Here is a 14,434-nt window from a genome sequence, read left to right as displayed (position 1 = left end):
TCGCTTCGTCCCTGTCGGCAGGTTATCCATTCGATCGGTCGATGCCATCACGCGGCCTGGCGCGCGAGCGCGGCAGCGAGATCGGTTTGCGCATCGCCGATCGGCTTGATGCCGAACTGCGCAACGAGAATGTCGAGCACATTGGGCGTGAGGAACGCCGGCAACGTGGGACCGAGATGGATGTTGCGAATGCCGAGCGCGAGCAACGTGAGCAGCACGGCCGCGGCCTTCTGCTCGAACCACGAAACCACGAGCGTGAGCGGCAGGTCGTTGACGCCGCACTCGAACGCGTTGGCGAGCGCGATGGCGATCTGGATGGCCGAATAGCTGTCGTTGCACTGGCCCACGTCGAGCAGGCGCGGAATGCCGCCGATCTCGCCGAACGCGTGGCGGTTGAAGCGGTACTTGTTGCAGCCGAGCGTCATGACGACGGTGTCGGCGGGCGTGGCCTGCGCGAACTCGGTGTAGTAGTTGCGGCCGGGCGCGGCGCCGTCGCAGCCGCCGATCAGGAAGAAGTGGCGGATCTGGCCGGCCTTCACGGCGTCGATCACCTTGTCGGCCACGCCGAGCACCGCGTTGCGCGCGAAGCCGATCGTGACCGTTTCCTCGGGCGCGTCCGCATGAAAACCCGGCAGCGCGCGCGCGGCCTGCACGAGCGGCGCGAAGGCAGGATGCGCGTGGTGATCGAGATGGCGCACGCCCGCCCAGCCCACCGGCCCGGTCGTGAAGATGCGCTGGCGATACTGCGGCAGCGGCTCGATCAGGCAATTCGACGTCATCAGGATCGGGCCGGGGAAGTTCGCGAAATCGGCATGCTGATCCTGCCACGCGCCGCCGAAGTTGCCGGCCAGATGCGGATACGCCTTGAGCCTGGGATACGCGTGCGCGGGCAGCAGTTCGCCGTGCGTGTAGATCTGCACGCCGGTGCCGGCCGTGGCTTCGAGCAGCGCTTCGAGGTCGCCCATGTCGTGGCCGGAAACGAGAATCGCCTTGCCCGCGCGCGGCGTCATGCGCACCGCCGTGGGCTCGGGAATGCCGAAGCGGCCCGTGTTCGCGGCGTCGAGCAGTTCCATCACCGTGAGGTTCAGGTTGCCGAGCGCGAGCGCGTGTTCGAGCAGCGCATTTGCCTCCGTGGGCTCGCTCGCGAGGAACACGAGCGCGTTTTCCACGCCTTCGTAGACCACCTCGCTCTCGTAGCCGAGCACGCGCGCGTGATGCGCGTAAGCGCACACGCCCTTGAGCCCGTAGAGCACGAGCGCGCGCAAGCCGACAATGTCGTCGCTCACGCCGCCGCCCGCACCCGCCTGCCCGGCCAGAATGCCGACGAGCGCGGCTTGCGCGAGCAATTCGGGCAGATCGTTGCCCGGCTGCCATTGCGCGGGACCGCGCGGCGCTTCCACGGCCACGCCTTGCGCGAACACGAGCGTTTCATAGGCGGCCTTCACGCGATCGCGATGCTGCCCGGCCTCGCGCAGCATCGTGACGAAGCGACCGGCGTTGAAGTTGACGTTGGTGAGCGTGGTGAACAGCGCGTAGAGCGCGAAACGGTCGGCTTCGCGGTCGGGTGCGCCGAGCCCGCGCGCGAGCGCGCCGTATTGCGCGATGCCCTTCACGGCGTGAATCAGCAGATCCTGCAGGTCGGCGGTCGTGGCGTCCTTGCCGCAGTTGCCTTTCGCCGATGCACAACCGGGCGTGGCCTGAGTGCGGTCGGTCTGTTCACATTGATAGCAAAACACGGCTTGCTCCTTTTCGTGGGTGACGTCGATGGCGCAACGCGTCCAGATTCAGGATCGACTGACGGATCGGTGCGCCATTCTTGTAAGATGCAATCTCAATGCATCTTTTTTATCGTCGCTTGGCGAAGCGAGTTTTGCCGTGATGTAGATCAGAAAAGCGCTCGGCGGGAACAGGAAACGGGGAAAAGTGGGCGCAAACGTCGCAGGGATGCGGCGCGTTCGAAGCGCAATGAAGAAGCCCCGGTCCGTTCAGTCTCTCCGACGCGCAAGTTGCGGCCGTCGTGACTTACCGTACGCAATCAGTGGAGCAACGCGGCACCCGCCGTGACCGTTGATGAAGCGACGAAAGCGCGCAAGGCACTTGAAGCGCATCCGCAACTCGTCTCCGTGCGTCCGCATTCCTGACGACGCCGGGCGCGGTGGGTTCCGTCAACCGCCGCGCCTTCCAATGCTCCGGGACAATCAGCCGTGCAACGCCGTAGATCGCAGGCAGTCCGATGGCAAATGAACTGCAACGGGGCAAATTTGCAAGGGTTCTCCACGGCCGCGTTGCGACGATATAGATGACTGCCCTTTAGTGGACAGACAAGCGACGTGGTTGCATTCTTGCGCGCTTGCCGAATGAGGATCGCTATCCCGCGACCGCGTTAATCGGGCCGACTCCGAAGGCAGCTTCTCCGTACAATTGCTACGCAGAAACGGCTAGTATCGCCGTCCGCTCATCGACTCGCCGGCCACGATCGTCGAGAATCACCTCCGCAACACGATAGCCAAAGCAACTGCTCACGCGCTGTTGACAAGCACCAAGATGAGCGCTCGCCATTTCAGGCTCTAGCGCGTTCCCCGCCGCCACCCGGTATGGGGCGAGCGAGTTTTGCGGCGCAACCGCCGCCGGTTCGTGCCACGCTCGCCCTCTGTCGATCGCGTTAGTGACCTGCCACGCGCGGCAGCGCTTCGATCTTTTGCCGGCCGCCGGCAACCCAGGCCTCATAGTCGGCATACGACTGCGCGCTCGGCGGATACACGCCCCAAAGCGCCTCGCCCGCGGCGATCCGCATCGCCAGATAGTGCTCGATGTCGTCCTGCTTCTCGCAGATCTCCACGAGTTCCTCAGCCAGATGCGCGGGCACCACCGTGAGGCCATCCGCATCGCCGACGATCACGTCGCCGGGATAGACCGCCACGCCCGCGCAACCGATCGGCACCTGCAAGTCCGCGACATGGTGATACGAAATGCGCGTGGTCGCCGTGATCTCGCGCGCGTAGGCCGGCAGCGCCATTTGAGCGATTTCGGTGCCGTCCCGCAATGCGCCGTCCGTGACGATCGCGCGTGCGCCGCGTGCGAGCAGACGCGTGATGAGGATATTGCCCGCCGAAGCCGCGCGCGGATCGTCGCGGCTGTCGATCACCAGCACGTCGCCTTCGCGTACCTGCTCCACGCCTTGCCATTGCAGATTGTCGGTGTTCGGACGGGTGGTCATCGTGCCGTAAGTGTCGATGTCCTCGCGCGCAGGGATGAAGCGCATCGTGAACGCGCGGCCCGCGAACGGCTTCACTTCGCGATTGACGGCGCGCAGGCCAACCAACGCCGGCTGACGGAAGCCGCGCTTGAATAATTGCGTGGTGAGCGAGCCACTGCTGATTTTGGCGAGACGTGCGAGCGTTTCGTCGCTGACGTGCACGGCGCGGTCGACTTCATGGTCGAGGCCCTCGGCGTAAGCGTGAAGTGTCATGGGATTTCCTGTTACGGTTTCGAAAAAACTGGCTTTAGTTCCAACTTGTGGAACTGCGAGGCGTTTGCTGCCCCAACGAGATCGATCCTACTGCTAAAGTCGTGGGCATCGATCGGGCCATCCAGGCGTGCTAGCCCGTGAATCCCAAGAGGTGGAAATATGAGTGTCGGAGACGGAACTGCAGCGCTATCGAAGGCGCTCACGGTGCTGGAAATGGTGGGCGCGACGCCGCATGGCATGACGAACGCGGAACTGCTCGACGCAGCCGGCCTGCCGAAAACAACGCTCTATCGCATTCTTGCCACGCTGATCGAGCACGGCCTGCTACGGCGCGACGCCACGCATCGCGTCTATCGTCTCGGATTCCGCTATCTGGAACTCGTGCGCAACTCGTATCTGATGCCCGATCTGGTCGCAGCTGCTACCGCCGAGCTGCGCGCGCTGCGCGATCTCACCGGCGAAACGACGTACCTCGCCGCGCTCGACGGCAGCGAAGTCATCTCGCTCGAGCGCTGCGACGGCGCGCATTCGCAACGCTCGGCCTCCGCGCTCGGGCGCAGCAAACCCGTCTATTGCACAGGCCAGGGCAAGGCGATTCTCTCGCGCATGCCGCGCGACGAACGCGACACGCTGCTACGCAACGTGACGATGACGGCGCTCACGCCGCGCACCATCACCGACCGCCGCCGCCTTCAGGTGGAATTGCGCATCACGGCCGCGCGCGGCTATGCCGTCGACGACGAAGAGATCGTGCTCGGCGTGCGTTGCGTGGCGGCGCCCATCGTCGATAACGCGGGGCACGTGCGCGGCGCGTTGAGTGTCGCGGGACCGGCTTACCGCATGTCGCTCGCTCGGCTCGAACTGCTCGGTCCCGAGCTCGTCGAGGCCGCGCGGCGCGTGGGCGCGCAATTGCAAAGCGGCGGCCGCGCGACGGAAACCGAGGAGGTTTCGGCGGTGAGTCCCGCGTGGGCGTTTCACGGCGCGTTTCCCGTGTGGTGGAACGCGCGCGGCACGCTCTATTGGGCCGACACGCTCGCGCCCGCGCTGCATGCGTTCGAAACCGGCGCCGACGGCGTCGGGACCGACCGCATCGTATGCCAGCTCGACGCGCCCATCTCCGGCATGCAGTTGCGTCCCGAGGGCTTGCTACTCGCTCAGGCTGGCCGCCATTTACTGCTTGCCGCCGACGAAACCCTCACCGTGCATGAAGGCGCGAGCGTCTGGAGCGAACCCGACATCACGCTGCTCTGCACCGATCCGCACGGCCACACGTGGGGCTGGTTCCAGCGTGGCAGTCACGGACATCTCGGCTTCGTGAACGCGTCGCAACGTTTCGAGGCCGTGTGGAAGTTCAGCGAAGTCATCGACTCGATGACATGGTCCGCCGACGGCACGCACGCCTATGCGGCGGCATCGGCATCCGGCACCGTCTACATGCTTCGGCAGGGCTCGTCTAGCGTGCGCCGTTTTGCGGCCATGCCGCCGGGATCGGGCCGTCTATCGGCCGTCGCGCTCGACGATCGCGGCGGTGTGTGGACCGCGTTGCGCGACGGCTGGAGCCTCATGCGCTTCTCCGAGGAAGGCGCGCTCGACCGCATCGTGAGTCTGCCCGTGGCCGCGCCCACGGGCCTCGTCTTCGTGCGCCACAGCGAGGCGCGTGCGGCGCTCTACATCACCAGCGACCGCAATCACCAACCGATCGAATCGCTCGCGAGCGCCCCGCTCTCCGGGCATTTGCTGCGACTGCAATTCGACGCCTGATTGCTCCCTCACAACTTTAGCGATGACGCAATTCACCTTGCCAGACCACCGTATCACGCTCGACAACGGCATTCTCGAAGCCGAAATCGCGCCGCAACTCGGCGCGCGCGTGTGCACGCTGAAAGCGCACGACGGCAACGTCGATCTCCTCGTGCCGCTGCACAAGTGGGACGCGCCCGAGCACGGCTGGCCGAAGGCCGGCGCGTATCCGCTGATCCCGTACTCGAACCGCATCGTGGGCGCACGCCTGAATTTCGGCAATGAAATCCACGCGCTCAAGCCACATCCGCTCGATCTGCCGAACAGCCTGCACGGCCACGCGCAGCGCCGCGCGTGGCAACTCGCCTCGCACACAGTTCAACGCGCCGAACTCGTGCTGCACAGCGAGGCGAGCGAAGACTGGCCGTGGCCGTTCGAGGCGCGCATCGTCTTCACCCTGAATGCGGCAGCGCTCGACGTGACGCTCGCGCTGCGCAATACCGGCACGCGCGCGATGCCGGCCGGGCTTGGCTGGCATCCGTTTCTTGCCGTCGACAGCACTTCAACGGTGCACTTCCAGGCGAGCCGCCGCTGGCAACTCGACCCGGCCTTTGTTCCCACCGGCGCGTCATTCCCCATCTCGGGCGTCACTGAGCTGACGCCGAACGACTGGCAAGACCGCGACTGCGCGATCTATGCGAGCGAATGGAACGGCTCGGCCAGCATCACGCGCACGGGCGGCACCGTGCGTCTCGCCACGGCAGCACCGCTTACGCACCTCGTGGCCTATGCGCCCCGCTCTGGAAGCTTTTGCTGCATCGAACCTGTCAGTCACGTGGCGAACGGTTTCAATTTCGCGGCGCAAGACATCGAAGGCACGGGCACGCATGTGCTCGAACCCGGCGCGAATTTCGCGGCGCAGGTAACGCTCTCCTGGAAAGCGAACCGCTAGCAGTCAGATTCGCGTGCGATTCCAGATGCTGAGACTCACCCCGACTCGAATCCCGCTTACCCGTCTACGCCGCAAGCCGACGCTTCTACACTGTGGGCCAGAGTCCATCATGCCTGGCCGCCTCGCGCGCCGGGCACCCAACAGGAGGCATGCCACTCATGGCCGATCACGATCCGAACCGCTACGCAGCGCTCATTCGCCGCTACTTCGACGCCTGCAACGAGGCCGACTACGACAAACTCGTCTCGTGCTTCACGCCCGATGCCGTGCACTATTTCCCGGCCGGGCTGCCCGACATTCCGTGGCGCGGCGCCGACACCATCGCGCGCAAATGGCAATGGTGCGTGGCCGAACTCGGCTCGCAATGGACCATCGAAAAGATCCTCGTCTCGCACGACTCGCATGAAGCCGTGATCGAGTGGACGCACTGGAAGTCAAAGCTCAACACTGCGCTGCGCGGCGACGAGTGGTACGTATTCGACCCGGAAACCGTCCGCATCAAGGAGATTCGCGCGTACTACGCCTCGCCCGCCGACAAGACCGTGGCGATCAACGAACTCGTCGATTTCGACTACGAAGGACGCGGCTACCACCTGGAGGCCAAATCGTGAGCACGCAATTCTCCATCATCGATCGCGCCGTGGAAGGCGCCCACGCCGCGCAGGCGCAATACGGCGCCGCACCCGCCGCCGTGCGCGCTCGACTGCTGCGCGGTCTCGCCGACGCACTCGAAGCGAACCAGGCCGCACTGGTTTCCGTCGCCGACGAAGAAACCTCGCTCGGGGCGGGTCGCCTGAATGGCGAACTCGCGCGCACCGCGTTCCAGTTGCGCGGTTTCGCCGATCGCGTCGATAGCGGCATCGCACATCGTCAGATCGACGACGCCGCGGTGCCCGGCGCGCCGCCCGCGGGACGACCGCACCTCACGCGCGTGCTCGCACCGCTCGGCCCGGTGGCCATGTTCTCGGCCAGCAACTTCCCGTTCGCGTTCTCGGTGCTCGGCGGCGATACGGCTTCGGCGCTCGCGGCCGGTTGCACCGTCATCGTCAAGCCGCATTCGGGCCATCCCGAACTCTCGCGCCGCGTGCATGCGCTCGCGGCCAACGTGCTGCGCGAGCAAGGCTTGCCCGAAGGCGTGATCGGTTTCGTCGATCAGGCTTCGCGCGACGCCGCCGTACATCTGGTGAGTCACGCCGACGTGAGCGCCGTTGCGTTCACGGGCTCGTATCAGGGCGGCGTGGCGTTGTGGCGCGCGGCCAATGCACGACGTTTGCCGATTCCGTTCTACGGCGAACTCGGCTCGATCAACCCGCTCGTGGTCACGCCCGCCGCGCTCGCGCAAGGCGTCGATGCGCCCGCCGCTGCGCTGGCCGCGTCGATCACGCTCGGCTGCGGCCAGTTCTGCACCAGCCCTGGCCTGATCGTCGTGTATGACGATGTAGACGGCGAACGTTTCGTCGCGGCGCTCGCCCAGGCGCTGGCCGCGCAACAACCGCACGCGATGCTCACGCAGGCGATGCGCGGCGGCTTCGAGAAGGCATCTGCACATATCGCCGAGCAGGCGGGCGTGCGCGTGCGTCTCGCGGTATCGGCGGAAAACGAGGCAGCGACCACGCCCGCGCCGCGTCTCTACGAAACCGACGCCGCCACCTTTATCGCCAACGCTGCGTTGCGCGAGGAAATGTTCGGCCCCGCCGCGCTAATCGTGAAGGTGCGCGACGAAGCCCAGGCGCTCGACGTGCTCGCCGCCGTGGAAGGCACACTCACGGCCACGCTCTGGGGCGCCGAAGCCGACACGCCCGCGAACCGCGCGCTCGCCGCTGCCGCGCAGCGCATCGCCGGACGCGTGCTGTTCGGCGGCGTGCCCACTGGCGTAGCCGTATGCGACGCACAACAGCACGGTGGCCCATGGCCCGCTTCGACGCAGCCGCAAACCACGTCCGTGGGTTATGCGGCCATCGAACGCTTCCTGCGCCCGGTCGCGCTGCAAGACGCGCCGCAATGGGCGCTGGACGCCAACGCCGGAGGGATCACGCGATGATGCAGCACGTGGTGATGTTCCGCCGTCTCGAACACGTGGCCGAGGATATGCATCGCGAAGCCGCGCTGGTCGAGCGCATGCGCAATCTCGAAGGCGAGATCGACTTTATCCGCGCGTGGCGCGTCTCAGCCAACGAACTGGCGCGCCCGATCTGCTGGGACTATCTGCTCGAAGCGAGCTTCGACGACGCCGAAGCCGTCGAGCGCTATCTTCCGCACCCGGCGCATCAGGCCCTCATCGCGGATCTGAAAACCTACTTCGAATGGGTCGCCTGCGACTACACTCGTTGAAAACCATGAAGACAGTGCGATGAAAACGATACTTGTGACCGGCGCGGCCGGCGGCGTCGCCGCCCGCGTGCGCCCGTACCTGCGCGAGCGCTACAACCTGCGTCTGCTCGATCTGCGCGAGGCGTGCGATCTGGCCGCCAACGAAACGGCCATCGTGGGCGATATCGCCGACCGCGACGCCGTGCTGCGCGCGGCGCAAGGCGCGGACGCGATCCTGCACCTCGCCTGCGCGTACAGCCTGGACATCGACTTCGAAGCCACGCTCGACGCCAACTATCGCGCGCAGCTTTATCTGCTCGACGCCGCGCGCGAACACGGCATCGGCCGCTTCGTGTTCGCCAGCAGCCATCACGTGCTCGGGCAGCATCGCGTGGACGGCTTCGCGGGCGACCACGCGAGCATTGCGCCGGACGGCTTCTACGCGCTCTCCAAAGTGTTCGGTGAGGCCGCGTGCGCGCTCTACGCGCATCGTCACGGCATCAAGACGATGTCGATCCGCATCGGCAGCGCAACCGACACGATCGGCGACGGCCGCCGTCAGCATATCTGGGTGAGTGGACGCGATCTCGCGCAACTGATCCGCGTCGGTCTCGAGCACGCGGACGTGTCGAACGAAGTCGTGTACGGCGTGTCGCGCTGCGCCGCGCCCTTCTTCGACAACGCGCGCGCCACCGAACTCGGCTACGTGCCGCAGGATTCGGCGCAGGATAATCTCTCGCCCGCATTTGTTGCGCGCGAAGCGATGCCAGCTTCCGAAGGCCCCGATTTTGTGGGCGGCCCGTATGTGCCGAAGCCGCTTATCGTCAGGACACCGCAATGAAAATCCGTTCCCTTGAAGCGCGCGTGGTTGAAGTGCCGTTCGAAGATCGCGGCCGCGGACTCGGCATCACGCCTTCCGCGTGGAAGTCGATGGAAACGGTGCTGATCCGCGTCGAAGACACCGACGGCAACGTGGGCTGGGGCGAAGCGTTCGGTTACTTCGTGGCCGACGCGACGCTCAGCGTGGTCGAAACGCGTCTGAAGCCGCTGATCGAAGGCGCGACGGTCGAATCGATTCCGGCGTGGACCAAAGCCGCGCAGCGCGCGTTGCATATCTTCGGCCGCTACGGCATCACGATGTTCGCGATTTCGGGCGTCGACATGGCGCTGTGGGATCTGGCCGCGAAGCGCAAGCGCGAGCCGTTGTGGAAAACGCTGGGCGGCGCGGAACCGGTCACGCTGCGCTCGTATGCGAGCCTCGTGCGTTACGGCGAAGGCGACGCCGCCGCCGCGATCTGCCGCCGCGCGCTCGACGAAGGTTACGCCGACATCAAGCTGCACGAAATCGACATGGCGGTAATCGAAACGGCGCACGCCGCCGTGGATGGCCGCGCGCCCGTTTCCGTCGACGTGAATTGCGCGTGGACCGACGCGCAATCGCTCGCGAATATCGAGCAGTTGAAAGCGCTGGAAGGCATCTCGTGGCTCGAAGAACCCATTTTCCCGCCCGAAGACTTCGCGCGTCTCGCGCGCCTGCGCCACCACGGCGTGCCGATCGCGGCCGGGGAAAACTGGTGCACGTCGCTGCAATTTCAGCAGGCCGTGGCGGCGCAAGCGGTCGATTATCTGCAACCGAGCGTGAGCAAGGTCGGCGGCGTGACGGAGTTTCTGGAGATCGTCGAACTGGCGCGCGCGGCGCAAACGGGCGTGCTGCCGCATAGCCCGTATTTCGGGCCGGGCTTTCTGACCACGCTGCATCTGGCCACCGCGCATCGCGACATGTTGCAGGTCGAATGGCTCTATGTCGAACCGGCGGCGGAATTGATCGATCTTTCATCGATCGGGCCCGGCCACCAGCTTCGTCTCGGCGACGCACCCGGCATCGGTCTCGCACCCGACGAAGCGGTCGTTTCGCGATTCGCACGCGCTCGTTAAGCGTTCGCGTTTTCAGCCGGGAAAAGGCGGCGGGCAGCGTCAAGCTGGCCCGCCGTTTTTAGTTCTGCACGGTGCGCCCGGCAGCGTCGTACGCGATCAGAAATTCGGCGATGCGCTCGTAGCACGCCACGGCTTCCGGCAGATAGGTCGCGCGCAGTGCGCCATGCACGCAACCCTCGGCCAGAAGCACTTCCGCCGTGCCACCCGCTTCCCGCACGCGCGCCGCGTAATCGACGGCTTGATCGCGCAGCACGTCCTCCGTCGCCACGATCAGCAATGCGGGCGCAAGTCCGCCGAAGTCCTTGCTTGCGAGCGGCATCGCTTCTTCCGTATGGCGCGTGCGTTCGTCGGGCAAATAAAGCGCGATGGAATCGGCGAGACCTTGCGCGCTCAGCATCGGCGCGAGCGCGTGCTCGCGCATCGACGCAAACGCCGTATCGGCGCTCAATACCGGATAGAGCAACGCCTGCGCGCGCGGTTGCGCCTGGCCGCGCGCACGCAACGCCATACACAACGCGGCGGCGATAGTCCCGCCCGCGCTGTCGCCCGATACCGCCGCGCGCCCGGAATCGAACGGCCACGCAGAAGCGGCAATCGCGTTCCAAACCGCGAGGCCGTCGTCGAGCGGCGCCGGATAGCTGAACTCGGGCGCAAGCCGATAATCCACCGCGACAATCGCCAGATCCGCGCGCGCCAGCAACGCGTGTGCGAACCAGTCGTGCGTGCTGTGATCGCCCATCGTCCAGCCGCCGCCGTGAAAGTAAACCAGTACCGGCCAGCCACATTCGGGCGCTTCGTGCGCGGGCTGGTACACGCGCGTCGTCACGCCGCCTATCGTTCGATCTTCCACGACGAGCGGGCGCGCGGGCAGCGGCGTGAAATGCGCACATTGACGCGCGAACGCCGCGCGGCGCGCCGCCCAGTCGTCACTCGCGCTGCGGAACGTCGCGGCGGTATCGACAAACTCGCGCATGCCCTCACTGAGGGCAGGGCTGAACTCACTCATGACACTCCAAAAATGAAAGAGGCGTATGCCCTTGCGGACATACGCCGTTGCGTTGAGAGCTACCACGCTCAATCACGCGGGCGTCGGCACGCCCATCTGTTCCTTGCTGCTGACGAAGCACGCCAGAATCAGCGAGCCGATCAAACCGACGGCACCCGCGAGCACAAAGGCGCTCACGAAGCTGCCCGTGCTCTGGATCAGAAAGCCCGTGATCGCGGGACCGACGATGCCCGAGCAATTCGCGAGACCGTGCATGAAACCGCTGGCCGTGCCCACTTGATGACGCGGCACGCTGTCCTGAATGATCGCCCAGTAGGCGGGACCGGCGAGCATGAGAAAGCCGATGGCGATCGTCATCACTGCCACGGCGGTCCAGACTTCATCCACGATGCCGGTCAGCGCCACGCACGCCGCCGCGATCAGGAACGACGTGACGAGCACGATCTTGCGCGACATCATGCGGCGGCCCGTGCGGCGATAAATGGCGTCGACGATCAAACCGCCCGTCATAAAGCCGATCGCGCCGGTGATCCACGGCAGCGAGCTGACGAGGCTCATGTTCTTCAGGCTGATATGGCGCGCATCCACGAGGTAGCTCGGGAACCACGTGATGAAGAAAAACAGCACGTAGTTGTAGCAAAAGAGCGAAATGCCGGTCGTGAGCACCGCGCGCTTCGTCACTACTTCGCGGATCGACACTTTCTGTCCGTGCTTGACGCGAGCCGGTTCCTGACCTGCCTCGATCTGCGCCAGTTCCGCCGGACTCACGCGCTCGTGCTGCGCGGGGAGTTCGGTAGAAAGGCGGCGCCACAGCAGCACCCAGCCGATCCCCAGCACGCCCATCACCATGAACGCGGCACGCCAGCCGAACGCCAGCGCGAGAAAACCAACCACCGGTCCCGCCAGCGCACCGCCGATCGGACCGCCCGATTGCGCGATGCCGGCGGCGCTCGCGCGTTCGCCGATCGGATACCACGTGTTCACGACCTTGTTCGAGGTGGCCGCGTTCGGGCCTTCGCCCATGCCGAACACGATACGCAGCACCAGCATCGACCAGAAGCCGGAAACGGCCGCCGTAAGCGCGCACGCGACCGACCAGCCGCTCATCGACCAGCTCAACACGCTGCGGCCGCCGAAGCGATCCGAAAAGTAGCCGCCGAGAAAGTTGAACATCGCATAGCCGACCGAGAACGCGCCGAAAATAATGCCCTTCTCGCTCGCGGAAAGATGGTAGTCGTGCGTGATGAACGGCATGGCGATCGACAGCGCGGAGCGGTCGATATAGTTGATGACGGTGGCGAGCAACAACATCGCCAGAATCGTCGAGCGGTACTGTCCGCGGAATTTCATTGCTTCATGTCTCCATGTTGCCTGGCCGCCCGTATGGTTCGAGGGCTCGGTAGGCTGGATCGTAGCGCCAGCCTTCGTTTCGGGAAATGGCCCCGGGTTTCGAAGTCACTGGCGAGTCCCAAGCGCTGAGACTCGCACGGTTTAAGTGGGCTTGGGTAGGCGTTAGCAGGCCCAGGCGGGCTTAAGCGAGCGCTGCAATCAGAATTTGTGGCGCAGGCCGACCACGCTGCCGATCTGGCGGCTGGTCGACGAAGGTCCGAGCGCCCAGAGTTGCGCCACGGCCGCCTGCCCCGTCGAGTCTTTCCCGGAGGCGATCTGGCCCATCACCATCACGTACACGTCGGTGCGTTTCGTGAAGAAATAGTCGAGCGAAACGTCGGCCTCATGGTACGTGACCTTGCCGATGTCGCCGTTGCGCACCGGCGCACCGTGAATGTACTGATACGACGCGCCCAGCTTCAGCGAAGGCGTGAGCGCGTAGCCAAGCGCGAGTTCGGCCGTGTTGAACGCCGCCACGCCCTGATAACCGGACGGATTCAGCGAGGCGAACGCGCCCAGCCCGCTGTAGCGCACGTTCGTGTAGGTGGCCGCCACGTTCAACTCGCCGAGCGTGTAGCCCGCCGAGGCCGCGAGCGTGTCCAGCGTGCGCGCCGAAGCATAGCCCGAAAAGATGCGATACGCCGACATGTTGTTGCCGGTGGTGCTCGACGACGGGTTGTTGCCGTAGTACGAAAAGTTGGGGTCGCGAGTGTCGAGATACGCCACGCCGAGAAACAGCGGCCCTTGATTGTAGGAAGCGCCGAATGAATACGCGCGATTTCGGTCGAAACTACCCGCCACGCCGCCCAGGCTGAACATGCCGCCGAACTTGAAGCCGTGGAAATTGGCGCTGGCGAACTTGAGCGTGTTATTCAGGCGATAGTCGTTGCCGAGGTTGTCGAATTCGCCAGGATGGTTGATCAGCAGCGCTGTGTTGGCGCGCGCGGGTTCCGCGTATTCGACGATCGCGTCGTATTGACGACCGGCCGTGACCGCACCATAAGGGCCGGAAATGCCCACGTACGCTTGACGCCCGAACAGCGCGCCGCCTTGGCCCATCGAGCCGTTCAGCACGGAAAATCCGCTTTCGAGCCGGAAAATCGCCTGATAGCCGCCGCCGATATCTTCGGCGCCCAGCAAGCCCCAGCGATTGCCCTGATACCAGCCCGCCTGGCTCGTGTAGAGATGGCCGCCGTTCACGTTATTGGCGTAGAGAAAACCCGTATCGATCACGCCGTACAGCGAGACGCTGCTTTGCGCGTGGCCGATCGCCGGCAGCGCAAGCGCCGCGGAAAGCACAACGCATTTCTTCACATGCTTCACTGAGTGTCTCCTGGGATGGATTTTTATTTCGAATAACTAAACGATTGTTTTTCTCGCGACTTGCTGGCCGACGTTTCGGCCGATGTGTTGACATGGCAGGTAAGTCAGGCAGGCAAGTCACGTTCAACAGGAATCGCATCCTACTGAGGCGCTGCGCGTCTGGAAATCCCGGGCCACGAGCGACCGACGCCTCCAATCCCAAAGCCTGAGATTCCGACCCATATCCGCGGGATTTCGCGCATGCCAGCGCGGCGAGTTGTGCACAAGCGTGCGCCCGAGATGCAAGCGCCACCGCCGCCAGTCTCAAGAT

The 14,434-nt window shown here is 65.1% G+C and carries 12 protein-coding genes; 7 read left to right on the top strand and 5 right to left on the bottom strand.

Going from position 1 to position 14,434, the window contains the following annotated elements:
* Positions 1–47: 47 nt before the first annotated feature.
* On the bottom strand, positions 48–1,736 hold the full coding sequence (hcp, locus tag FAZ98_RS27880; protein WP_158956131.1) for a hydroxylamine reductase: 1,689 nt from the start codon (positions 1,734–1,736) through the stop codon (positions 48–50).
* A gap of 926 nt (positions 1,737–2,662) precedes the next feature.
* Positions 2,663–3,469 (bottom strand): RraA family protein, encoded by an 807-nt coding sequence (locus FAZ98_RS27875; RefSeq protein WP_158956129.1) that lies wholly within the window; start codon positions 3,467–3,469, stop codon positions 2,663–2,665.
* A gap of 159 nt (positions 3,470–3,628) precedes the next feature.
* Between FAZ98_RS27875 and FAZ98_RS27870 the strand changes: the two genes are divergently transcribed.
* The 7 genes from FAZ98_RS27870 (at position 3,629) to FAZ98_RS27840 (ending at position 10,406) form a co-directional block, all read left to right on the top strand.
* The gene (locus FAZ98_RS27870; RefSeq protein ID WP_158956127.1) at positions 3,629–5,230 is read left to right on the top strand and encodes an IclR family transcriptional regulator domain-containing protein; all 1,602 of its coding nucleotides are present in this window, start codon (positions 3,629–3,631) and stop codon (positions 5,228–5,230) included.
* 37 nt (positions 5,231–5,267) lie between these two features.
* A complete protein-coding gene (locus tag FAZ98_RS27865) occupies positions 5,268–6,161 on the top strand; it encodes an aldose epimerase family protein (protein WP_158956125.1) in 894 nt (297 codons plus the stop codon).
* A 158-nt stretch (positions 6,162–6,319) separates the two neighbouring features.
* Positions 6,320–6,772 carry a nuclear transport factor 2 family protein gene (locus FAZ98_RS27860; RefSeq protein ID WP_158956123.1) on the top strand — a complete coding sequence of 151 codons (453 nt, stop codon included), beginning with the start codon at positions 6,320–6,322 and terminating at the stop codon, positions 6,770–6,772.
* Positions 6,766–8,202, top strand: a complete 1,437-nt coding sequence (locus FAZ98_RS27855; protein WP_158956594.1) for an aldehyde dehydrogenase (NADP(+)) — start codon at positions 6,766–6,768, stop codon at positions 8,200–8,202. The genes FAZ98_RS27860 and FAZ98_RS27855 overlap by 7 nt, the downstream gene beginning before the upstream one ends.
* Entirely contained in the window at positions 8,199–8,492 is a 294-nt protein-coding gene (locus tag FAZ98_RS27850) for a Dabb family protein (protein ID WP_158956121.1), read from the top strand. The genes FAZ98_RS27855 and FAZ98_RS27850 overlap by 4 nt, the downstream gene beginning before the upstream one ends.
* 19 nt (positions 8,493–8,511) lie before the next feature.
* Positions 8,512–9,312, top strand: coding sequence for an NAD-dependent epimerase/dehydratase family protein (locus FAZ98_RS27845; protein WP_158956119.1), 801 nt, complete (start codon positions 8,512–8,514; stop codon positions 9,310–9,312).
* The gene (locus tag FAZ98_RS27840) at positions 9,309–10,406 is read left to right on the top strand and encodes a mandelate racemase/muconate lactonizing enzyme family protein (protein WP_158956117.1); all 1,098 of its coding nucleotides are present in this window, start codon (positions 9,309–9,311) and stop codon (positions 10,404–10,406) included. Before FAZ98_RS27845 ends, FAZ98_RS27840 begins: the two co-directional genes overlap by 4 nt.
* A gap of 58 nt (positions 10,407–10,464) precedes the next feature.
* Here the strand turns inward: FAZ98_RS27840 and FAZ98_RS27835 are convergent, their stop codons facing one another.
* From FAZ98_RS27835 to FAZ98_RS27825, 3 genes are all read right to left on the bottom strand, one after another.
* Positions 10,465–11,412, bottom strand: coding sequence for an alpha/beta hydrolase (locus FAZ98_RS27835; protein ID WP_158956115.1), 948 nt, complete (start codon positions 11,410–11,412; stop codon positions 10,465–10,467).
* A 72-nt stretch (positions 11,413–11,484) separates the two neighbouring features.
* Positions 11,485–12,762 (bottom strand): MFS transporter, encoded by a 1,278-nt coding sequence (locus FAZ98_RS27830; RefSeq protein WP_158956113.1) that lies wholly within the window; start codon positions 12,760–12,762, stop codon positions 11,485–11,487.
* A 198-nt stretch (positions 12,763–12,960) separates the two neighbouring features.
* Positions 12,961–14,115, bottom strand: coding sequence for a porin (locus tag FAZ98_RS27825; protein ID WP_199272427.1), 1,155 nt, complete (start codon positions 14,113–14,115; stop codon positions 12,961–12,963).
* Positions 14,116–14,434 lie beyond the last annotated feature (319 nt).

The sequence above is a fragment of the Paraburkholderia acidisoli genome (genome assembly GCF_009789675.1).
In the GTDB taxonomy this organism is placed as follows: Bacteria; Pseudomonadota; Gammaproteobacteria; order Burkholderiales; family Burkholderiaceae; genus Paraburkholderia; species Paraburkholderia acidisoli.
The sequence above is the reverse complement of the archived record's forward strand: the minus strand, read 5'-3'. Positions and strand labels throughout refer to the sequence as shown.

Coding starts and splice junctions, on each gene's coding strand:
- FAZ98_RS27875 (WP_158956129.1), bottom strand. CDS start 3,469: ATGACACTTCACGCTTACGCCGAGGGCCTCGACCATGAAGTCGACCGC.
- FAZ98_RS27870 (WP_158956127.1), top strand. CDS start 3,629: ATGAGTGTCGGAGACGGAACTGCAGCGCTATCGAAGGCGCTCACGGTG.
- FAZ98_RS27860 (WP_158956123.1), top strand. CDS start 6,320: ATGGCCGATCACGATCCGAACCGCTACGCAGCGCTCATTCGCCGCTAC.
- FAZ98_RS27850 (WP_158956121.1), top strand. CDS start 8,199: ATGATGCAGCACGTGGTGATGTTCCGCCGTCTCGAACACGTGGCCGAG.
- FAZ98_RS27845 (WP_158956119.1), top strand. CDS start 8,512: ATGAAAACGATACTTGTGACCGGCGCGGCCGGCGGCGTCGCCGCCCGC.
- FAZ98_RS27840 (WP_158956117.1), top strand. CDS start 9,309: ATGAAAATCCGTTCCCTTGAAGCGCGCGTGGTTGAAGTGCCGTTCGAA.
- FAZ98_RS27835 (WP_158956115.1), bottom strand. CDS start 11,412: ATGAGTGAGTTCAGCCCTGCCCTCAGTGAGGGCATGCGCGAGTTTGTC.
- FAZ98_RS27830 (WP_158956113.1), bottom strand. CDS start 12,762: ATGAAATTCCGCGGACAGTACCGCTCGACGATTCTGGCGATGTTGTTG.